Source organism: Mongoliitalea daihaiensis, from assembly GCF_021596945.1.
In the GTDB taxonomy this organism is placed as follows: Bacteria; Bacteroidota; Bacteroidia; order Cytophagales; family Cyclobacteriaceae; genus Mongoliitalea; species Mongoliitalea daihaiensis.
Genome location: NZ_CP063779.1, coordinates 3,299,234 through 3,322,000 on the forward strand (window position 1 = coordinate 3,299,234; position 22,767 = coordinate 3,322,000).

The 22,767-nt window shown below is 38.6% G+C and carries 16 protein-coding genes; 3 read left to right on the forward strand and 13 right to left on the reverse strand.

Annotation, left to right across the window (positions count from 1 at the left end; genetic code table 11):
- Nucleotides 1-107 precede the first annotated feature (107 nt).
- The 11 genes from IPZ59_RS13970 to IPZ59_RS14020 form a co-directional block, all read right to left on the reverse strand.
- Nucleotides 108-2,207, reverse strand: a complete 2,100-nt coding sequence (locus IPZ59_RS13970; RefSeq protein WP_236136662.1) for a M28 family peptidase — start codon at nucleotides 2,205-2,207, stop codon at nucleotides 108-110.
- Nucleotides 2,208-2,451: 244 nt separating this feature from the next.
- Nucleotides 2,452-3,465: a 1-acyl-sn-glycerol-3-phosphate acyltransferase gene (locus tag IPZ59_RS13975; protein WP_236136663.1), complete on the reverse strand. Its 1,014-nt coding sequence runs from the start codon at nucleotides 3,463-3,465 to the stop codon at nucleotides 2,452-2,454.
- 5 nt (nucleotides 3,466-3,470) lie between these two features.
- Nucleotides 3,471-4,394: a bile acid:sodium symporter family protein gene (locus IPZ59_RS13980; protein WP_236136664.1), complete on the reverse strand. Its 924-nt coding sequence runs from the start codon at nucleotides 4,392-4,394 to the stop codon at nucleotides 3,471-3,473.
- Complete coding sequence (locus tag IPZ59_RS13985; RefSeq protein ID WP_236136665.1) at nucleotides 4,391-4,792, reverse strand: response regulator; 402 nt, start codon at nucleotides 4,790-4,792, stop codon at nucleotides 4,391-4,393. Before IPZ59_RS13985 ends, IPZ59_RS13980 begins: the two co-directional genes overlap by 4 nt.
- 64 nt (nucleotides 4,793-4,856) lie before the next feature.
- The gene (locus tag IPZ59_RS13990; protein ID WP_236136666.1) at nucleotides 4,857-5,564 is read right to left on the reverse strand and encodes a response regulator; all 708 of its coding nucleotides are present in this window, start codon (nucleotides 5,562-5,564) and stop codon (nucleotides 4,857-4,859) included.
- Complete coding sequence (locus tag IPZ59_RS13995; protein WP_236136667.1) at nucleotides 5,539-9,552, reverse strand: PAS domain S-box protein; 4,014 nt, start codon at nucleotides 9,550-9,552, stop codon at nucleotides 5,539-5,541. The genes IPZ59_RS13990 and IPZ59_RS13995 overlap by 26 nt, the downstream gene beginning before the upstream one ends.
- An 89-nt stretch (nucleotides 9,553-9,641) precedes the next feature.
- Nucleotides 9,642-13,181, reverse strand: a complete 3,540-nt coding sequence (gene smc, locus IPZ59_RS14000) for a chromosome segregation protein SMC (RefSeq protein WP_236136668.1) — start codon at nucleotides 13,179-13,181, stop codon at nucleotides 9,642-9,644.
- Nucleotides 13,182-13,258: 77 nt separating this feature from the next.
- Nucleotides 13,259-14,014: a hypothetical protein gene (locus IPZ59_RS14005; RefSeq protein ID WP_236136669.1), complete on the reverse strand. Its 756-nt coding sequence runs from the start codon at nucleotides 14,012-14,014 to the stop codon at nucleotides 13,259-13,261.
- 17 nt (nucleotides 14,015-14,031) lie between these two features.
- Nucleotides 14,032-14,541 carry a GNAT family N-acetyltransferase gene (locus IPZ59_RS14010; RefSeq protein WP_236136670.1) on the reverse strand — a complete coding sequence of 170 codons (510 nt, stop codon included), beginning with the start codon at nucleotides 14,539-14,541 and terminating at the stop codon, nucleotides 14,032-14,034.
- Complete coding sequence (locus IPZ59_RS14015) at nucleotides 14,528-14,944, reverse strand: nuclear transport factor 2 family protein (protein ID WP_236136671.1); 417 nt, start codon at nucleotides 14,942-14,944, stop codon at nucleotides 14,528-14,530. The genes IPZ59_RS14010 and IPZ59_RS14015 overlap by 14 nt, the downstream gene beginning before the upstream one ends.
- Nucleotides 14,937-15,371: a DUF6526 family protein gene (locus tag IPZ59_RS14020; protein ID WP_236136672.1), complete on the reverse strand. Its 435-nt coding sequence runs from the start codon at nucleotides 15,369-15,371 to the stop codon at nucleotides 14,937-14,939. Before IPZ59_RS14020 ends, IPZ59_RS14015 begins: the two co-directional genes overlap by 8 nt.
- Before the next feature lie 170 nt (nucleotides 15,372-15,541).
- Here IPZ59_RS14020 and IPZ59_RS14025 point away from each other — a divergent pair, with 170 nt between their 5' ends.
- The gene (locus IPZ59_RS14025; protein WP_236136673.1) at nucleotides 15,542-15,964 is read left to right on the forward strand and encodes a hypothetical protein; all 423 of its coding nucleotides are present in this window, start codon (nucleotides 15,542-15,544) and stop codon (nucleotides 15,962-15,964) included.
- Between the two features lie 314 nt (nucleotides 15,965-16,278).
- On the opposite strand, the gene aceK is transcribed toward IPZ59_RS14025, so the two are convergent.
- Together aceK and IPZ59_RS14035 are read right to left on the reverse strand one after the other, a co-directional pair.
- Nucleotides 16,279-18,006 (reverse strand): bifunctional isocitrate dehydrogenase kinase/phosphatase, encoded by a 1,728-nt coding sequence (aceK, locus tag IPZ59_RS14030; protein WP_236136674.1) that lies wholly within the window; start codon nucleotides 18,004-18,006, stop codon nucleotides 16,279-16,281.
- Nucleotides 18,003-19,472, reverse strand: coding sequence for a helix-turn-helix domain-containing protein (locus IPZ59_RS14035; protein WP_236136675.1), 1,470 nt, complete (start codon nucleotides 19,470-19,472; stop codon nucleotides 18,003-18,005). Before IPZ59_RS14035 ends, aceK begins: the two co-directional genes overlap by 4 nt.
- A gap of 207 nt (nucleotides 19,473-19,679) precedes the next feature.
- Between IPZ59_RS14035 and aceB the strand changes: the two genes are divergently transcribed.
- Entirely contained in the window at nucleotides 19,680-21,284 is a 1,605-nt protein-coding gene (gene aceB / locus IPZ59_RS14040; RefSeq protein WP_236136676.1) for a malate synthase A, read from the forward strand.
- Nucleotides 21,285-21,366: 82 nt separating this feature from the next.
- On the forward strand, nucleotides 21,367-22,647 hold the full coding sequence (aceA, locus tag IPZ59_RS14045) for an isocitrate lyase (RefSeq protein WP_236136677.1): 1,281 nt from the start codon (nucleotides 21,367-21,369) through the stop codon (nucleotides 22,645-22,647).
- Nucleotides 22,648-22,767: the final 120 nt, after the last annotated feature.

A 22,767-nucleotide genomic window follows, 5' to 3' on the forward strand; every position in this document is an offset into this window, starting at 1 on the left:
TTTATTTGCATAAGTTTAAAAAACCTCAGCCCACATGCCCTTAGTATACTAATGGGTTTGTGGGCTGATTATTTTATTATCTCAATGTAGAGCAATTTAAGCTAGGTCTAAAGCATTGAGCTGATTTTTTCAATTCTAGTTTGGAGTTCGTTGATAGCACTCGCATAACGGGTATCCCATTCTTCAAGACGATCTGATGATTTCAATTCAATTTCATATTGGATACCAGGAAGAATCCACGATGCGTAACCACTGAATGGGTCATTTGCAGCATACAATGAACGGTACCAACTGCCAAAATACATTCCTTTGGGATCAATAAAAGCTTTTTCCAGTTGAAGCAGAGCCTGATTGATTTGTTGTGCTTTTTTACTATCTAAACTGTTAGATGCAAGAGAAGTGGCTATTTTTTCATCCAAACTTTCGGCAGCTGATTTCATAGAAGCTATTGCGGCTCTTGACTGCTCAAATCCCATAAATACAGGATGAAAGTTTTTAATACCTCGCTCAGCATTGGTAAAATGTCCATCCAAATCTTTTGCATATCTGGATACTTGATAAGGAATCACATCGGCATTGGCAAGACGCAAACTCATGATTCCTACCAGCTGTTCAACAGCACCACCCATTTTGAAACTTGGGTCAGCGAATTTTTCGTAAAAATGAAGATTATCATAATTGGTATGGTAAAGCGTTGGACCACCAGCTCCTCCACTAATAGAAGGAATACCTACATGCATATAAAAAGCGATATGATCGGATCCTCCTCCAAGGTTCCCAATGGTTGGTTCATCTCTTCGTCCAGCCCAAACTTGGTACACTGTTTTGGCGGAATCAGGAAAACTGACCGCTTTAGCCGATTCCATAATTACCTTTTTCAAAGTAGGTGAAGCGGAAGCTCCAAAATTTCTACCGGCTACTGCCGCATCCAAATTGATGTAGGCTACTGCTTTGGCACTTAATTGATCTCTGAATTGCTCTACCCATTCGGTAGAACCAATCACGCCGTGCTCTTCTGCATCCCAATGGGCAATCATAATCGAACGGGCAGGAGTGAAGCCTTCTTCAACTAATTTCCCTAATGTTTCACTCAGGGATAGCAACATGGCTGTACCAGAGTTGGGATCTGTCGAACCAAAGCTCCATGCATCATAATGGCAACCAAGGATTACCCACTCGTCTGGGAACTGATTTCCCTTAACTGTACCAATTACATTATTCGCACGAACAAATCCTTTGTCCTGATGCACTTTGAGGCGTACTTTCAAATCTGGACCACCTTCTAATCGGTAGGTATAGGGTAAGCCTCCTTGCCAGCCACTTGGTACTGGTTTCCCAGTCATTCTTCCGATGATTTCTTTGGCTGAACCATAGGATATTGGAGTCACAGGAATGGTGTGTAAACCAACTTCCTCAGGTTTCAGCCGCTTTACTTTCGTTTTGCTATCCAAGGGAAGGGCAGGCTCAAAAGGAGTCAAGGCATCTCCTGTCCAATCTACTGTAAGTAAAGATCCACGCTGAATAGAGCTTTCATTGTAAAATATCCCCTCTGGGTATACCAAACCTCTTGCATAGCCGGAGTCCCCTGGGTCCGTGAAGATGATTAAGCCAGCCGCACCATTTTCCTCGGCAAATTTGGCTTTAAAGCCCCGAAAATTCCCTCCGTACCTCGCTAAAACTATTTTACCTTTGATATCAATTCCTAAATCTTTTAACCGTTCAAAATCGGCTTTTGTACCGTAATTTGCATACACTACTTCCGCAGTAACATCGCCGTTGCCTGTAAAAGCATTCCAGCCTTTCCATAGCTCTGGATGTGCAGAGTAGGGATCTTCTTCCAAGATATTTTCCTGTTGGTTGAGAGGCATGCGTATTGGGGTTACCAACTCTATGAGAGATTCACCCGAACCAATAGGCAAGTATACATCATAGGGATAAACCTGAACATCCAGACCTGCTTTTTTCATGGTTTCTACCATGTAGTCCTTAACTTTTTCATTGGCAACAGAACCTGCGGGATGGGGATCAGAGGTGATTTTCTCCAAGTGTTTTCGGAAAGATGAAAAGTCTACAGTTTGTAAAAACTTAGTTTCTGTTGATTGTTGCTTTTCCAAATTAGACTGTTTAAAACCGTCTACTTGCTGAGCGCAGAGGGTACCTCCCGTGAGTAAAATCGGGATTAAAAATTGGTAAAATGTATTTTTCATAGGTATTCGTATGTGAAAGTGAATGATACATGCTTTTATGAAGCAGTTGAACAAATATAGTTTTCTTGAAGAGTCTTTGTGTAAAATATTGTTAAAAAGTCAGATTTTGGGAACAAAGGTTGATTTGGGGAGGAAATGGTGATTGGATAGGATGCCTTTGACTCATCAAATAGGTGTATACCCAATACGCAACCAATGGAGTGACAACCCTATTTTTGGCAGTAAACATGAGCTACGTCTATACTCACAATCCTTGCCTGCTCCGATTAGAAAATACGGTTAAAATACTCAATAAGACATAAGGGTATCCAACAGTTTGGGGAAGTAATAAGAGGATGAGGGTTAGCATCAGGGGATAGCCGACCAAGCCAATGACAAATTTGAAGGTTGCGTAAAACACATGATCTTCGATGGTTGGTTGAATTCTTTTCCAAAGCAGCCAAAGGGGCCAATGGATGAGCCGAAAAAGTTTTTTACTCCATAAAACTCCTTCATGTCTTGGACTCACAGGCTTTAGATGGTCTTTTTCTAGCGCTATTTTAACTTGAGAAGGATTGCTTAGACTAATTGATCGATCAATCAAGGCTTGCAAATAATTATGATAATTTTCTTCGGGTATCTGGGTTACTAAGGGTTTTAAGGCCTCTTGAGTGACTCTCATTAATTGATCGTGGTTATGAAGGTATGGTTTTACTGGTATTTCTTTTCCAATCCATATCCCCACATCTGCTCCTGAATGGGAATGATTGCTATAATTGATTCCAACAGGAAGAATGATTAGATCCAATTCAGGAAATCGTTCCAATGTTTGGAAGGCAATACGGGTAAACCCTTTTTTTAATGAGCGAATGTTACGTTCGTGACTGTGTCCACCTTCAGCAAAAATAAGTATTGAACCCAATTGGGAGAGTATGGATATAGACTGATCAAAAGTTTCATTGTTTTTATCCATGTTGTGCTTGCCATCGCGAACCCGATAGACCGGTATCATGCGGATGAACCTCAATAGGCGATTTGCAATAGGGTTTTTGAATGCAGATGCTCGGGTAAGAAAATGTGGTTTCAAATTTGTCTGTGTAGCCACGATCAACGGATCAATCAAGGCGTTTTGATGATTGGCTACGATAATGACAGCTTTTCTTCGGGGAAGAAACTCTTTTCCTTCTAGATGAATTTTTCGATAAAAAATAAATAAAGCAAATTTGACTGTCAGCCTAAGCGCCCAATTAAAAAGACTTTTCATCTGTAAATCATTCATGAATGCTAAGTTTCTGTTTTTTGAAAGACCACTTCTCGAACATCTTTCCATCCCAAAGCAATGCTCATACCAGAAATAATATGCCAAATTCCCCACCAAGCTGCGATAATTGCCATTCCTCCGAGACCATCAAAATAGGTGAAAATCAAAACCAAAGCCAAGCCTGAATTTTGAATTCCTGTTTCTATGGTCAAGGTTTTTGTATCAGCCAAAGGTAATCGTGCAAGTTTAGCTAAGCTAAAGCCGGCTACCAAAGCCACCAAATTGTGAGCAAGTACCCAAAAAAAGATGAGTCCAATAAATTGAAGAAATAAATTGTAATTTCCTAAAAATGCAATTACCACAAAGGCTGCAAAAATTAAGATACTTACTGGTTTTAAAATTTTACTTAAACGTTTAGCCCGTGTTGGATAGTAAGTATTGATATACATCCCGAGCATCAATGGGATACCTAATATGAGAGCAACTGTTTGAAAAACTTCAAAGTAAGAGAGCGAAATGCTTTTAAGTAAAGCACTGGAAGGCTCGTAAAAGCTAGCCCATAGCGCAAAGTTTAAAGGGGTGATAAAGATTGAAAAAGCAGTGGAAAATGCCGTGAGGGATACCGATAAAGCAGTGTTTCCTTTAGCAAGATGAGTCATAAAATTTGAAACATTTCCACCAGGACAAGCTGCCACCAAGAACATACCCAACGCAACAGAGGGAGGAACTTGAATGAGTTGAACCAAGATCCATGTAAGGAAAGGTAAAAAAAAGAATTGAGAAATAATCCCTACAAAAAAAGCCTTTGGATTTTTACCTATATATTTGAAATCACTCACTTTAAGATCAAGCGCAACACCAAACATAATGATCGCTAAGGATAAATTAAGTAAAAAAAGCGAATCCTGATTAAAGTTAAGCACACTTGTGTCCAAGTTTTCCTTCATTGCAAGAAGTCTTTCAGAGCAGTTTTTTCGATTAAATCCCTCATGTGTTTGTTAGAAAAAGGTTTTTCAATGTAAGCTAGAATATTGGAGTATTCTTCACTTTTTTTGTGGTCATGCAGATTGATAGAAGAAGTGACCACTACTACATCAGTAATCGAAGTCAAGTCTTTTTCCACTAGTTGATCCATGAAAGACCAACCATTCATTCCATCCATATAAATATCCAAAAAAACATAAAATTTCGCATAGGAATTTTGATTGTTTGATATGTATTCCAACGCCTGACTACAATTTTCAAACTTTTCTGGTGTTTTTCCTATCCCATTTTTTTTCAATAACTGCTCATGTAAGTGTAAAAAGACATTATCATCGTCGACAATAAGTAGTTCGTAATTCATAAGTGTTTTAGTAAGAGCCCTTAGGATAGGGTGATTATGAGTTAAATGTATGAAATTTGTAAACTTATTCAAACATGTCGCGTGTATATGTTTTCTCCGTGATTTCTTTCACTACCTGATCTAGTTCCTTTGCAGAATGTTCTAATTGAAGCATGGTTTTTTTAAATGCTTTTTGGGTAAGATCATGGTCGTGTAAAATATCAATCAGCCCTAAGATTCTTGCTAGAGGTGCCCTGACTATATGAGATTGCATCCAAGCGATATCTTTCAAAGCGTTTAACTGCTCTTTGATTGCCTCATTACTTTTACTTAATTCTTTTGTTCTTTCAGCTACTTTTTCTTCTAACATTTGATTTTGCTTTTGGAGCTGTTTGAACAAATAAGCATTTAAAAGTAAATTTTTAATTCTCAACGTAACCTCCACTAGATCAAATGGTTTTGTCAAGAAATCATGCGCCCCGAGGGATAATGCTTTTTGTTTAGTTGGCAACGTTACATCTGCTGTCAATACCAATACTTTCAAGTGTGCATAATGAGTTGGGTTTCCTTGGATTATTTTCAGGATATCGAACCCGGAAATGTGTGGCATCATCAAATCGAGCAGTACCAAGTCTGGTTTGAATTGATCAATTTGAGCGATAGCGTTTCTAGCATCAGTCTCTGTTGCTAATGATTGGTAACCATGGGTTTCCAGCAATTCTGTCAATAAATCTACATTGGATTCCTTATCGTCAATTATGAGTATTTTACATTTTTTTAGTTGTTCTTCCATTGGTATTAATTAACTGGTCTAATTCAGTCAAAAATGATTGAATATTGATAGGTTTGGTTAGATACGCTACTGCTCCTAAGGAAAGCACATGCTGCACTTGTTCTTCGATGGCATCTGCACTGATGACAAGGACTGGGACATCTTTAGTTTCAGGGTAAGACTTTAAATTTTTGATGACCTCACTTCCGTGAATGTCTGGAAGATTCAGATCCAGTAAGATAACTTTAGGCTTATATTCTTTGACCAGTTGAACTGTCTGCTTTCCATAAATCGAAGAAATTAACGTCAAAGAAGGCCGGGCTGTTTGCAGGATATCCTCCACCAATTTCAAATTGGCGCTGTTATCCTCTACATATAGGATAGTTGCTTCAGGGGAATCTGTTCTCAATTCATCAATCAGGAGATCGTAAGACAAAGAATTCAATTGGTGATCTGTATGTTTTACTTTTTCAAATTCTACTGCAAAAGTGCTCCCTTTATCCAGTTCACTTTCCACATAAATATTCCCTCGCATGATTTCTGTCAATTTTTTAACAACAGCAAGTCCTAGCCCTGTACCTTCAATTTCCGAATGAGTATTGACAATCCGTTCAAAAGGGTTGAAAATCCGTTCAAAATTTTCTTCTGCTATTCCAAAACCACTGTCATGCACTAAAATACGAATTTTTTCTCGATTGTAAGAATCAAATATTTTGTGACATTCGAGCTTCACGTATCCCTGAGGGTGGTTATACTTGATGGCATTATTGATCAAGTTTAACAAAATCTGTTTGAGTCTTTGTTTATCTGCGTAGATAAAAGCATCAAACTCTTCGCAATCCAGCATTTCCACTTGAATTTGATTTTTGGTAGCCAAGGGACTGACTGTTTCTATCATTTCAAGTAAAATGGGACGAAGCTGAACAGGTTCTAGGGATAAGGAAATTTTTCCTGCATCAATTTTTGATATATCTAAAATTTCATTGATCAAGTCCAATAGATGATGACCACTTTTTAAGATTTGAGAAATTCCTTTTACTTGTTTTTCAGATAATTCTCCCATCTCGAGTAACTGAGCAAAACCCAGAATGGAGTTCATCGGGGTTCGTAATTCATGGCTCATTCTAGATAGAAACTCACTTTTTGCATGATTAGCTCTTTCAGCTTCTTTTTTAGCTTGTTCCATCTCCTGAGTACGCTCAATGACCCGTTCTTCCAAGTTCATATTCAGTTCAATCAATCCTTTCTCAGCATTGACACGATCTGTAATGTTTCGAACAAATGCTAATACTCGATTATTGGCAAGTGGAACCATCCTGGATTCGTAGTAATTGATTTTTTCATAAATCTCAATCTCATATTCATAGGTTACTCTTTCTTGAGTTTGCAAACACGTAGCAAGATGTTCTGCATGAATTAACCTTCCATCAGTCCCAAAAATATCTAACAAACTAGCTCCAATAATTTGATTTCTAGGTAATTTTAAGTCAGCTTCATTGCTGGCAAAAAAAGATTGGATAATTTCTTCTTGATTCAAAATAAAAATTAAATCAGGATTGGCTATAAGGATGGCGTTCAGTCGATCGTTTTGCTCTTTGAGTTGTTCTTCTGCAACTTTCCTTTCCGTAATATCTGAATCGGACCCCCTGTAACCAATGATATGCTGTTGATGATCCATCATCGGGGTGGCATTGGTAGTGACCCAAATGAGTTGTCCACTTTTAGTTTGAATGGGATTTTCAAAATCTTTAATCGTAATCCTTTCTTTGACAAGTCTGATTGCTTTCTCTTTAAAATTTTCTTTCAGATTATCAGGATGCATGTCATAGAAATGTTTTTTTCCTATTAACTCTTCCGGCTTATAACCAAAAACCTTTTCTGCAGCAGGTGAAATAAATGTATAAAACCCATCTAAGTCAATCTCCCAAATTACTGTCTGACTTTGTTCAGTGATTTGTCTAAATCGCTCTTCACTAATGGCAAGATTTCGCTCGGTTTGTAATTTCTCTGATATATCTTCTTTGATAGCGATGTAATGGGTAATCTGCCCACTTTCATTTTTAATGGGCCCTATAGTTGCTTTTTCAGTGTAGGTTTCACCACATTTCTTTCGATTATAAAGTAAGCCTTGCCATAGCTCCCCTTTGGTTATTGTACCCCATAATTTCTCATGATCAGAGTTTGGAGTGAGTCCTGATTTAAGTACTCTCGGGTTTTTACCTATCAATTCATCAGGACTATATCCTGTAACTTTAAATGTGGAGCTATTGGCATATTCAATATTCCCTTCTAAGTTGGTAATAACAATGCTCAAAGGGTTCTGTTCAACCGCCATAGACAGTTTTCGGAGTTTTTCTTCTGATGCCTTTTTTCCAGTAATATCATCCCACACTACAAAAACCTGTTCTTCCCCGTCTATAGTTAGTTTGGACGCGAATACATCCACAATCAAAGGGCTTCCATCCACCTTGGAATGAACCCATTCAAAATACTGATTTTCCCCTTTTGAAATCAGTTGGAGTAATTTGTTTTCGATTTTTTCTGAATGAATCCCGTTGGGTTGATATATAGGGGATAGTTGGGAAGGACTTTTTCCTAAAATATCTTTTTTTTGACCTCCAATCATTTCTATTGCAGCCAAATTGCATTCGATAAATTTACCTTCTTTGATCAACAATACACCATTGGGAGAATGATCAAATAAAAACTTGTATTTACTTTCACTGTAGGCAATCGCACGCTCTGCTTGTTTGCGATTGGTGATATCAATGCCCATGCACTGAATTTCATAGGGATTGCCTTTTTGATCAACTAAGCAAACAAATTCCCAAAGGGTAGTCCTAAAACCACCTCCTTTTTTGGGTTTATCCAACTCAACTTGAAAGATTTTTCCTGGCTTTTTAAAACATTTCTGGACAATGTCCAGCGTACGTTGATGATGATGTGGAGCTATGGATTCAAAGGCATTATGTTTGTGGGCTGGGATATCCTTATAAAGCCAACCAAATTCTCTATCAAAGGTATCATTGGTATATAAATGTATGCCTTCCAAATCGGTTCGAAGTACAAAGTTTGTTTGAGACCTCACCAAGTTGTTTAGCCTTAATTCACTTTGCTCCAAGGATAAAATGGTTCTTTTTTTAGCAACATAATCTCCTAAAGTTTTGGAAATGGTATCCAACAAAAATCCTTCCATCTCCATAAATGATCGATCCCTCGTCAACATGACGCTAAACTTAGTGGTGGAAGATGAGGAAAAATCACGGATTAACTGAAATGGATACGGTCGAAAGTTTTTAGAGTAACACTCCATATCTTCGAATAGGATTCTTACCCCAGTTTTATGGGGCGATTGAAATCCAGACGAAATAATTTCAACGGATGCTTGAAGATACTGTTTAATAGGTAATTCCCTCTCTCCAAGGGATATAAGTTGATGCACACAATGAAGACCTTGTGATTGCTGTGCTATGCTTGCCTGCTGTACCTGTAAGCCAGTTAATTGATGGTAAACTTTATTGAATACATTTAAGAGACTGAAGGCTGAAGGTGTTAGCTGTGTTTGAGTGAATGCAAATGCAGAGATTAAATACTGTAGTTGATCCGTTTTTCGAATATGCAAATGACTCATACCCATATCAAGTAGGATCTTTGATAATAAGCTTGCATTGGTCAATTCAACTAACTCATCTAAAGGAAGAGATTCCAGTGATTGCAAAAGTGTTTTTTCCTCTACTGACGAAAAGAATTGTAAAATTTTACTGCTCTCTATTGTTTGATTGTCCAACCATCCATTGAACCGCGTTAGGGATTGTTGAGAAAGGCTGTAATCAAAGAAGCAGAGTCCTTTCGCTTGCAGGAGGTTACATACTTCGGGGACTCTTGTTTCCCACCACAGGGCCACATCCCAAGAAGAGATGTTTTCGCTGTAACTCACCCAATCCTTCAATAGACTATTTTCCAAAATCAAGAGGGCTTCTCTAGGAATTTGTGCAACAGGATCATTCATAAATTTATCATTGTAATGTGAATCACAGCAAAGGTAAAAATTACAGATTCCTCGTTAAAAATCAAAATAAAATTTCTTATTTAGATCCTTTATCCGAGTTCTCTTAAATCAACTGGTACAACTCTTGAAACGCCTGCTTCGATCATGGTGATGCCATAAATGATATCCGTACTTGCCATAGTTCGCTTATTGTGCGTAACGATAATGAACTGCGATTCTTTAGAGAAGTTTTGAATAATATTATTGAATTTATCAATATTGGCATCATCCAAAGGGGCATCCACCTCATCAAAAATACAGAAGGGCGCTGGCTTCAATAAGTAGATGGCAAATAGAAGGGAGGTGGCAGTCAGAGTTTTTTCTCCACCCGACAACTGATTAATGGTCAAAGGCCTTTTACCTTTTGGTTTTGCGATAATCTCTATGCTGCTGTCCAATGGCTTTTCAGGGTCGACGAGAATCAAATCACACTGATCCTCTTCCGTGAATAGCGAACGGAAAACATGGATAAAGTTTGCCTTTATCGCTGCAAATGCAGTTAAAAATGTTTCTTTCGCTACTTGCTCGATTTCATCGATGGTTTCGATCAAGGAGGTTTTGGCAACTAATAAATCGTCCCGTTGGGTGGAAATAAACGTGTGCCGTTCTTTGATCTCATCATATGCTTCCATGGCCATAGGGTTAATAGGACCTATTTTTTCCAAGCGTTCCCTATTTTTGGTTACCAACTGCCTCAAATCACTTTCCGAAATTTCTTTAAAACCCTCTGCAACTTCGGGGTTTTCTTCCATCAGTTGCTCTAAATCAATCTCAAACTCCACTTCTAAGCGCTCCTTCATACTTGCCAATTTGAGTTTGACTTCATTCATACTTTGCTCCAATTGATGAATCAGTGTATCGAAGTTTTCTTTTGATTTTTGAAGTTCACGGATTTGTTTATCAATCAAATCTATATCACCACGGCAGGCATAATAATCTTTTTCAGCTTCAACAACTCCCTTGTCAATATTTTCTTTTTCTGCATACAATTCAATCAGCTCATCATCCTTGATCTCATTGGTGTCCAAGAGAACTTTGATTTCTGCATCGATTTGACTCAACTCAGCTTGTGATTTTTCAATTCGTTCTTTACTAGATTCGAAAGCAGCTTGCTTAAATTCAATCTCTTGAATCAGGCTATTGACTTTATTGAGTTGCTGATGATAAAGGATGTTTTCTTGATTAAAATGACTGGACTTTTGGGTCATTTTAGCAGTTTCTTCAGCTAATTGAATTTCTAATTCCTCCAATGTATAGCCAAGTTCCTCCAAAGACGCGCGTTCATCCAATAAGTCAGGGGTAATGCTTGCTAAGCTGATTTCCAGATTTTCAATCCGTTCCAAAATATCTTCCCGCTTATTGGCATTAGAATTCAAAAGTTCTGCTAGTTGTTCTTTTTTGGTGCGGATAGAAATGTATTGCTGATTCAATTCATTGATTTCCTCTTGCAAGTGTTCTATAGATGATTTGTAGGAAACATCTTTTAGTTTAATCATGTCAGAGACCTTATTATCCAGATTAGATCGAACAGAGGATAGCTTTTTATGGAGTTCTCTGATTTCCTTCTCTAATTTTTCCAAATTCTTGGCTCGTCCGATCCGTTTTCCTTCGAAAAGGCCCACAGAACCACCGCTGATACTGAATTTTCGCTTGGTGTATTTACCACTTTCGGAGATAAAAATAGCCTCTTGTCCTACTGGAAAGTCCTTATGATCTCCCTTAACTATGTAGACGTCATCTAGAATAAAGGCAATTAATTTGGCATACTTTTCATCGTATTCGATGATTTCAGTAGCAGGAATAGCATTGGCAAATAATTTGGTTTGACTAGGTTGGAAATTTTTAAACTGGTCTAATACAAAGAAATTAGCCTTTCCTTTTGCCGAATCACTTAAAAGATTGACAGCGGTAATAGCCTGCTCCTCTGTTTCCACTACATAGTAGTTCATGTAGGTTTCTAGGTAGTTTTCAACTGTTACCCTGTAGCGTTCATCCGTGGTCAATACATCAGAGAGTAGGGGAGTCTCTTTTGCCCACGTGGAGTTTTTCTTCAAAAACTTAATGGCCTCTGGAAATCCTTCCAGGTTTTCTACCAAGGATTTGGTAAGATTATACTCATTTTGTTTGGCATCAAGCTTTCGTGAAAGCTGTGTAACTTCCTCCCGGATTATTTCCAGAACACGGTTTCCTTCTTCGATTTTCTGGAGTTGCTCTTCCTCTTTAGTTTTGAAAGCTTGCAATGCTTCAAGCTTATTATCCAATTGCTCTTTTAAATCAAGAATTTTATCCTCAAATTCCAGTAGGCTGCTTTCTTGGGTAGTGTCATCTACCGCAGTTTTTTCTAACTCCTGTTTTAAGGTCGATAATTGGATTTGTTTGATTTCTTGGTCTTTTGAAAGCTGATAAACCCGTTCTTTTTTACTGTTATGTAGACGAGCGCTTTCCTTTTGCTGCTCTTGAATCTGTTGCTGTACGCTTTTCTGATGCTCATATTCCTGCTTGAGCTCTTCAATGATGAGTGACTTTTCAGCTAGTTGCTTTTCAGAAGATTCTTTTTCTTGCTCCAAAGAACGGATGCTAAAACCAGCTCGATCATTGGATTTGCGGTCTGCATCGATTTGTTCCCGAAGTTTCTGGGACCGATCTTCCAAAAATCGTGATCGCTCATTTTTGATTTTTTTATCACTTTCAAATTGCCGGATTTTGTTGACGTGCTCATTGAGGGACTTCTGCCTACTACTTAGCAATTTTTCTTTTTGAATCAAATCTGCTTTCAACTGCTCAAGACGGGATTCTAATGCTGCCATTTGTGTTTGTATACCCAACTTTCGGTCATTTTCTCCCACGACTTTTCCGTGAAGGTCAATCAGTTGATCTTGGTATTTTTGAACAGATTTTTTGGCAAGATTGATACTAGCTTCTTTGTATTCTGCTTTGATTTCAAAATATTTGGCTGTTTGCTTGGCCTGCTTTTCTAAGCTTTTCAGATTTTTCTCAATCTCATATAAAATATCCTCAACTCGATCTAAGTCTGCATCTGTATCCTCCAACTTCCGCAGTGTTTCCTTTTTTCGGGTCTTAAACTTAGAAATACCTGCTGCTTCCTCGAAAAGATCTCTTCGGGAATTGTTTTTGTCATTGAGAAGCTCATCGATCATTTTTAATTCGATGATTGCGTAGCTATTGGAGTTGATACCCGTATCCATAAACAGGTTCGTGATATCCTTCAACCGACATACGATTCCATTCAATAAATATTCACTTTCCCCACTTCTGTAGTAGCGACGGGTAATGGTAACATGTGTGTATTCTGTTGGAAGTAGGTTTTTTGTATTTTCAAAAGTCAGGGAGACTTCTGCCATGTTGGTAGGTTTCCTGTTCTTCGTGCCATTGAAAATGACATTTTCCATTTTATCTGACCGAAGCATCCGTGTTTTCTGTTCCCCCAACACCCAACGAATAGCATCCACTACATTTGATTTTCCACAGCCATTTGGCCCTACCACTCCGGTGATCCCTTTATCAAAATGAATGACCATGCGGTCACCAAAACTTTTAAAACCCTTTATTTCCAGCTTGCTAAGTAGCATACAGTGTCTTTACTAGCGTACGTATTTATGTTAGAATTTTGTAAGCGTGATTATGATAGCTAATTTGTTTTTTATATTCAGGAATCGAAACCTGGCCTTTTGAAAAGCTCAGCGTCAGGAAATTGCGCTCGTATTTGACTTTCAATAGTGGATAACAAGCTTTTGGCATACAGTAGCTGTTCGGGTGCACTTGAAAATAAACTCTCTAAGCCTTCCCAAGCTTCTAGAGAGTCTTTAAGGCAAACCAAAATCAATTTAGCAATCCCATTGTAGTGGCGCTCTTCAACGGGGTATTGATCCCAAAAATCCGCTTCTTCTTTTGAATTTAAAGCTACATGGACTTTGGAGGGAATTAAAGTCATATACCATTGGATGACTTCCAAGCTTTCATCCCTGATGGCTTCTAATTCATTGATTTTATCACCGCTTTGTAAGTGGATGTGTTCATGGAGGGACGCCCAGATTTCTGAGTTTTTCACCCAAGTGAGACAAGTATCTAAATAATCACTCGTTAAATTGCTCAGCGGATTGATGTCAACCATCAATTCATTTACTTGCATTTCATGATACGCTTCTTCCTGCTCTTCCTGAGTGATTTCATTTAGGTCAATTCCTTGTTCATCTGCCAGCTCTTGAAGCATATCCATGGAATTTTCCAGATTACCTTTCAGTTTGTCCCAAAAAGCATCTTCATTCATATCGGCATCTTCATCGGGCCAGTCCCCATGCTCTTGCTGATATAATGTGCAACGGTCAGAAAAAGGACAACGCTCGCACCAACGGTTGCAATAATTGAATATTCCCGGAATATTTTGCGGGTTTGGTGTTTTCATAAATCCAGTAAAACTTATTAACGATTTAAGGATAATTGCATCACATAATCATCCATGACATAGCCATTACCTATATCGATTACTTCCTCCGACACTTTGATAAATCCAAGATACTGATAAAAATCAATAGCCTGTGTATTATACTTGTTTACATTCAAGAAAATCCCGTAGTCTCCTTGTTCATGAGCCAACTCCGTGATTTGATCCATCATTCTTCTTCCAACACCCATACCCTGAGCTTTAGGCCTGATATACAGCTTGTGAATTTTTGTCAACTCGTTTTCAATCCCATGTTGGATGCCTGCAAATCCTAGCACGGAATCTCCGGCTCTCGTCTGTGCCACCAAAAATTGATGATTTTCCGTTTCTATTTGTTGTTGAAGTGTCTCGGTACTATACATCCAATCCAACATGTAGCGTATCTGACTTTCGTTCAGGATGTTCCCAAATGTAATTGGCCATGTTTCTTCAGCAATGCTTTTGATAAAAGGTATATCAGAAATCGAAGCTTTTCTAATCTCTATCATAAATAAAGTATACTTCTGTTATTTTTTTATTGTGAATTTTGTAGATCGCGATGGCCTTCATCGGAGGTTGATTTTTGTCGATGGTCACCAATTCCTGATCTATGACCGTATTCCCCATGACCAATCGATTGACTAGGTAGCAATTTAAATCTGGAGTCCTAATAAACATGCGCCCATAGATTTCACTCATTCGTTGTTTGCCTTCGTAGAGTAGTTTGTCAGGAAATTCATAGACTTTCACATCTTCTGCATAAGGAATAAGGAATGAGTCCAAATCCCGTTGATTGTAAGCATCTAGTTGGGCTTGTGCTAGTTGTTCAGCGACTGTGACCATAATTTCTTGAGCATAGAGGTTGCTGATAAAGGTAAGGCCCAAGAAGACAAGGCTCAAATTCTTATACACGTTTGGTGTCCTCCTTCCAATTAATAATTTGTTGTTTGATTTCTTTACTTCCGAGTCCATCGTTGATTGTTTTCTCCATCAGTGGAATGAATTCTTCATTACTTGCAAAGCGAAGTGCTACGATTTGGCTCATGCGAAGCTTTCGTTCCTGTTCCTGAAAACTCTTCCCTGTAAGTTCAAAATACTGTTGACGGATTTCTAATCGAATGACCCGGTCCTGATTTTTCATAGCATAGATCCTAGAAAGTATTGGCATAAGTAGGATAATAAATGCACCTAAGAGATGAAAAAAGGCATGAGACTGTTCTGGACTTCCCCACACATCTATCAGGCCTGAGACACTCCAAGCAAAATAGATGAGTGTTAATGGGGTCACTATAAAGTGGTGGAAAGGATAATACCGAGTATGATTGGAATAATTTTGCATATTTTCTGATTTTTTAAATGGCATGATGAACTGAGTGCCAAAATACGTACGAATGTTGGATTCCAAAACTCCATTTGCTTGAAATCCTTTTTGAAGGATGATAATTTAGAAGATTTTTGGTTTCACTTGAGAGAATATCTACCTTCGTGGCCTAATCAGTATCATTAATTATGGATTTCAAAAAACTTGACCAAGACTTAACTGCTATTGTAGAAAAGCGTATTGAATTGAGTAAATTATCATATGCAGATGAAGCCTATGATGACATAGAGGAGGAGTTACATGATTTGGAAGATGATTTCAATGACGATTTCGGAGATGAGTTAGAAGCCGCCTTAGATAAAGTCTATGCAGCCTTAAAGTCTGACAATGAAGTACTGCTACCATCCGCTTACTTAGCTAATAAGTATATTCCAATGAAAGCAGATGCGAAAGGTCAAGTTACATACGAAGTTCACGGCGCGCAAGGAGTGCCTTTAGAGTCCGAACAATTTGACAAAATGGACGTGAGACTGGTGCTAATCCCTAACCCTACAAGGTTTGTACTACAAATCAATGGGAAGTCTATGAAAGATATCTGGGTGGCGAGATAGAGAATGGTGAGCGGTTAACAGGTGGTGCATACCATGTGACAAGCCATCAGTAATCATAGGTTTCACTCAAGATACAAATTGGGATTGAAGGAGTGTGAGAAGGTATTTTCCAAATTGATTGGGACGCTAAAATCCTGATATTTTCCACTGCTACAATCCTAGCTTGATTCCTAGCTGTCATTTCCCGTCATCTATTTTTCATTGCTCATTTTTCAATGATCACCTAAGCTTTGATCCTTGTGTCCCAGACTCTAGGGAGAGGTTTTGACATTTCTTTCTAGTCTCATGCTCCTTATCTCTCCTGTACGCCCTACCTAGGCTTCCTCTTCGGGTCTGAAGCGGATTTCTTTGGGGTAAGGAAATGCGTGAAGCAATTCTCCTTTTTTGATTTTTCCTTGGATTTCTTTCCAATAATCGGGGTTGAATAAATTTTTGTGATACTCCCAAAAGTGTGGTTTGACATCTTCCCGTCCGATCATAAAACGCTTGAAATCTTCTGGGAAAACATCGTTTGGGGCAATGTCATACCAAGGGGAGGATGCATAAATCTGCTCATAAGTTTCTGCTTTTGGCTTCCATCTGAAATTCATATCAGTGAGGAATTCGATTTCATCGTAATCGTAAAACACTACACGCTTTTGACGTGTGACGCCAAAGTTTTTGGTCATCATATCTCCAGGGAAAATATTTGCTTGAGCTAATTGAAGGATAGAGTAGCCATATTCTTCTACAGCAATCTTGGCTTCTTCATAAGTACATATTTCCAAATAAATATTTAATGGAATCATTCTACGTTCTGTATACAGATGTTTGATAATAATTTCTGTATCAGTAAAGCTGAGCATGGAGTTGACTGTAGCCTTTAGGGTTTTTAGTAAGGAAGGAGCTACCCGATTGATCGGAAAGTGAAAGTATTCAAATTCATGGGTATCAGCCATCCTACCAACCCGGTCGTGTACACTTACAAGCTTGTATTTTTCGCGCACTTCCTGTCGGGTCATGGTTTTGGGTGGTTCAAAGTAATCTTTGACCATTTTAAATACAATGTTGTAAGAAGGAAGGGTAAACACCTCCATTACCATTCCTTTGATCCCTTCTGCTTCCGTCAATAGGTCTGAGCTATGCTCTAGATGGATCAAGAAATCCCTGTAAAATTCTGTTTTACCATGTTTGTTGAAGCCTATAGAATTATAGAGCTCATGGATTTTTTTCTGGGAAATGACCGAGTTGAGAAATGCAACCAATTGGGATGGTATAGGGGCCTCTACCATGAAATAGGAGCGTGTAAAGCCAAACAAGGAAGACATGGTCAAAGGATCAAAAATTAACGTGTCTACATATATGCCTTTGGGACCATTTAAAAAAGGGATGATAAAAGGCATCCATTTGCCGCCTACTTTTGTCCGGCCAATCAAATATGCTGCTTTATTTCTATAAAAAACATTTTTCCAGACCTGCGTAATGGTGTCTTTAGTAGCTTGATAACGGGTCAGTATTACTTCTCTTACAGCTCTGACCAACAATTGGATATCTGCTTCTTTATCCATATAAGTAACACCAAAGTCAAAATCTTGGAGAATGCTTCGAATGATTTTTTGAAGTCCCCATTCTGGTGGATAGGTAAAGAACAGCTTCTCAGATGAATGAAAATCACAAGTGTCATAACCCTCAAACACAAACATTAGGTCGTTTTCAATTCCTTGTAAGGTGTAAATTTTCCGAACCACCGAATTGAAAAATGTTTCTGCTAACTCTTTGTCTTTTCGTTCAGTTATACTCCAAGAGTAATAAGATTTGGTTTCTTTCCAGAATTCCCTTTCCTGCGAACTGTCTTTTACTAAGCCTTGTAGCAGTAGCTTGGTAGCTTCCACTTGATCTTTATATAGCCTCAACCTTCGCTTGTGATTTTGCTGCATACCCAACCAATCTTTATCGATAAAGTGCTGAGGAGCAAGAGCTGTCAACTCATTGAAGGTTGTGATGTAGGTGTGGTAACATTCAGCGATTCGTTCTGCTGCTAGTTTGATCTGTGCTCTATTCATTGAAATCGATCTTTGACTGCCGAAAGCTTTCTCTCTTTTTCTAATTTAGATTGTATTTTTTGAAGTTTATACGGTGGTGAAACCCTTACTTCGCAATTTTCAACCGGGCATGTCTGACAAGTAGTGCCTACATGTTTTAGTTGTATGGATGAATCATTGTGAAATTTTACTTTTCTTTTGAATGCACTGTTTACTTTCAGGCCAAATGATATACTGATTTGCTCTTGGTGTTTCAAGCCTGATTGATAGGCAAGTGCAAAGACAAAGTAGGATTGTCCATCCGGATAAAAGGAATACTGTGCTTTACCTATTCGAGGAGCACGACTTTTAGCAAAATCATCAAATATAGTGGCTGACACCCACCGTCTGCAATAGTCTTCTTTTTGTTTGGAAGCATGCGGATGGTGAATACCGGACAGATGCAACTCCTTGTCTAAGGAGAAATTTCCCGTTGGTAGACTCTTACTGATGCGAAGAAAAAAGAGCTCCTTCAAGCCAAAATGTTTGGGAAGAAGATTAGTGATTCTATATACCAATGTTTCCGGAGTAACATTGTATTTTTCTATCCAACTCAATAAAAGCTCGTGGTCTAGTTGCGTTTGATTTAAAAACTTTTCGAGATCTTTTATGAATTCCTTTTCGTCCAGCAGCATAGCACAACTGAAGTAACTGGCCTGAAAGTGGTGCAGGACTTCTTCAAAAGAATTGACGCTGATCCAAGATGAAGAATATGGTCTAGTGTTAAGCTTGAGATAAGCATAGCCTAGCTCTCTTCCTAATGCAAATATTTTTTGGTTTTCGGTTAAGTTAGGGTTCAATAGGAATTTTGAGGTTTTCCCTGGTAATAAAAGACTCCTAGTTTTGGCCAAGCCAACTTCTTGTTCAAAGTCAAAAGCAATCACTTGGTATCCGTAGGTAGATTCTAAAATTTCTATAAGTTGATGCGTAGTTGGGTGCAGAGGTAGATGATGTTGGACCTTGCATGCATTCACTTGGCTTTCTAAATCTGGGAAATAATTGTCATGCATTTCCTGATATGCTCTTAGGGAGGACAAGAAAAATTCCTCCAAACTGATGTCATAGGCACGACTTATATCCATCAATGTAATGATAAATGCATTGAGTTTGGTAGGGGCATCTGATAACAATTCAATAAAAGAACTCGGATCAATTCCGAAAATATCTAATGGTAATTCTGATAGTATATTGGAATGTAGTAAATCCGATATTGGCTTCATTTTGTCTTCCAACTGTAAAGAAACCAAGTAGTCATACTCTACTTTTAAGGCTTCTGCCAACTTGAATACTTTATCAGCTTTAGGGTATTTTTTCGACTTTTCGATTTCATTCAGGTATGAAACAGAGATGCCTGTTTTGTCAGATAGCTCTTGTAGGGATAAATTTTTCTCCTTCCTTAACTGCTTGAGCTTTAGCCCAAATATGATTCGGATATTTTCTTCTTTCATGAGTGATGCGTACTTCTTTTATCAAATCGTATTTATTGAATAATTGAATATACCTCGAAAACCTCAATAAAAAAGCTTTTTAGCGTGTTTTTTCTTATGACGAAAATATATAAATAAAATAAATTTATAAAAAAGCGAAATTTCGCTTTTTTATTTAAATTCGTTTTGCTATGTTTACATCATCGAAACACATTAACCAAGAGCAACATGACCATAGCAGTAACAGATAATTTAAAACTAGCCGTATTGGGAGCGATACCCGCTAGTTGTGATCATATCCTTTCACCGGAAGCCTTGGAATTTTTGGCCTATCTAGAGTTAAAATTTCGCGAAAAAAGGTATTCTATTTTGGTAAAAAGGCAACGCATTCAAGAGCGATTGGACAAGGGTGAATTGGATAAAATTTTGGAGGAAATCCCTAAAACAGACGGAGACTGGACGATTGCCGGTGTTCCTGCTGATTTGGAAGATCGGAGAGTGGAGATTACGGGTCCAGTTGATCGTAAAATGGTTATCAATGCACTTAATTCGGGCTCCAAAGTCTTTATGGCTGACTTTGAAGATGCATCTTCTCCTACGTGGTTGAATATGATCGAAGGTCAGGCAAATTTATACGATGCGATTCGCAATAAAATTGATTTTACGGCAGAAAATGGAAAAACATATGCATTGAAAGAATCACATGCAGTTTTAAAGGTTCGTCCTCGCGGGTGGCATTTGGAGGAAAAGCAATTGCAAATCAATGGAGAACCGTTGAGTGCTTCTTTAGTAGACTTTGGGTTATTCTTTTTTCACAATGCAGAGGAATTGATTAAACGTGGTTCAGGTCCCTATTTTTACTTAGCAAAATTAGAGAATCATTTGGAAGCGCGGCTGTGGAATGAGGTATTTATAGCAGCACAGGACTACTTGGGTATTCCTCACAAAACGATTAAAAGTACTGTCTTGATAGAGACAATCTTTGGAGCATTGGAGATGGATCAGATACTTTTTGAATTAAAGGATCATATCGTAGCGCTCAATGCCGGTAGATGGGATTACATCTTTAGTGTCATCAAGAAGTTTAGAAATCATGAAAACTTCGTATTGCCAGACAGAAGTCAGATCACCATGGGTGTACCATTTATGAAGGCATATGCTACCCGTTTGGTTGAAATATGCCATAAAAGAGGAGCACATGCGATTGGGGGTATGTCAGCATTTATACCTGCAAAGGATGAGTCCATCAATCAAATAGCAAGGGAAAAAGTGACATTAGATAAAGAGAGAGAAGCAGGTTTGGGTTACGACGGTACCTGGGTAGCACATCCGTTCTTGGTTGATATTGCTAAGGATGTGTTTACCCGGGCCTTCGACTCTGGTTATTGCAATCAAAAAAATAAGCCACTAATGGAAAGTGGACTTGAAAACAAAGATTTGCTTGATGTTCGGATTCCAGAGAGTACTATAACCGAAGAAGGAGTTCGCACCAATATCAATGTGGGGATTTTATATCTCGAAAGTTGGCTCAATGGGGTAGGAGCTGCCGCCTTATATAACTTGATGGAAGATGCCGCAACAGCAGAGATTAGCAGGGCCCAATTGTGGCAATGGATTCGCCACCGAGCAAAAATGGATAATGGCCAACGTGTTACGCCCGAACTTTATCAGGAGTTGAAACATCATGAAGTTGAAAAAATTCAAGCACTTCTAGATGAACCGAGAGGGAGTTCTGAAAATCTCAAAAAAGCAGTGATGCTTATGGACAAATTGGTCCTTGGAAAGACTTTCATTGATTTCTTAACACTGCCTGCTTACCAACTTCTGGATTGAACTGATCACTTCTATCTCGCTTTTAAGAAAAACAAAAAACCAAACAGCAACCAAATAACAACCAAACAACAACAATACAATTATGAAAACGAACAAAATTGAACGCGCAGTAGCCATTGAAAAAGATTGGGCAGAAAACCCACGCTGGGAAGGCATCACTCGTACATACACTGGAATGGATGTGGTAAATTTAGCTGGTAATTATCCAATTGAACACAGCATTGCCAAAATGGGAGCAGAGCGTCTGTGGGATAAATTGACCTCTCAACCATTTATAGCAGGTTTGGGAGCATTGACGGGTAATCAAGCGGTGCAGGAAGTTCAGGCTGGTCTTGAAGCCATCTATCTATCTGGCTGGCAGGTTGCGGCAGATGCTAACTTAGCCGGTCATATGTATCCGGATCAAAGTTTGTATCCTGCTGATTCAGTACCGGCCGTAGTCAAGCGAATCAACAATGCTTTGCTTCGTGCAGATCAAATTCAAAGTCTTACCGATAAAGAGGATTTACACTACCTAGTTCCCATCGTAGCTGATGCAGAAGCAGGATTTGGAGGTAATTTGAATGCCTTTGAATTGATGAAAATGATGATCGAATCAGGTGCATCCGGTGTTCACTTTGAAGATCAACTATCCTCAGCTAAAAAATGTGGTCACTTAGGTGGTAAAGTATTGGTTCCGACTCAGGAAGCTATCAACAAATTGATCGCAGCACGATTGGCAACTGATGTGATGGGTGTATCTACCATTGTCATTGCACGGACAGATGCTGACGCAGCAAACTTGATTACTTCTGACATCGATAAAAGAGATCACAAGTTTATTACTGGAAAGCGTACCTCAGAAGGTTTTTATGAGGTTAACAATGGACTTGAACAAGGCATTGACCGGGGGCTTTCCTATGCACCTTATGCCGACTTGATTTGGATGGAGACATCCAACCCTGATTTAGGTTATGCCCGTGAATTTGCCGAGGCTATACACGCTAAATACCCAGGAAAAATGTTGGCCTATAATTGTTCTCCTTCATTTAACTGGGCCGCACATTTGTCAAAATCAGAGATGTTGACTTTTAGAGAGAATTTGGCTGAAATGGGTTATAAATTCCAGTTTATTACGTTGGCAGGATTCCATGCTTTGAACACCTCCATGTTTGAATTATCGAAGGCCTACAAAGAGCGAGGAATGGCAGGTTATTCTGAATTGCAAGAAAGAGAATTTGCCTTGCAGTCCAGCGGTTTCAAAGCAGTAAAGCATCAGGCATTTGTAGGAACGGGCTATTTCGATGCAGTACAGGAAGTAGTGACAGCAGGTTTGTCTTCTACGGTAGCATTGAAAGGCAGCACAGAAGAAGCTCAGTTTTGACAAAATTAAATTTTCGCAATCGATTGCTTGCGCAGAATAAAAAGATTTTCTACCTTTCGATCATGTTATTCAATCACTGAATATCTACAATAGGTTTAATAGGTTTGAGAGATAGAAAAA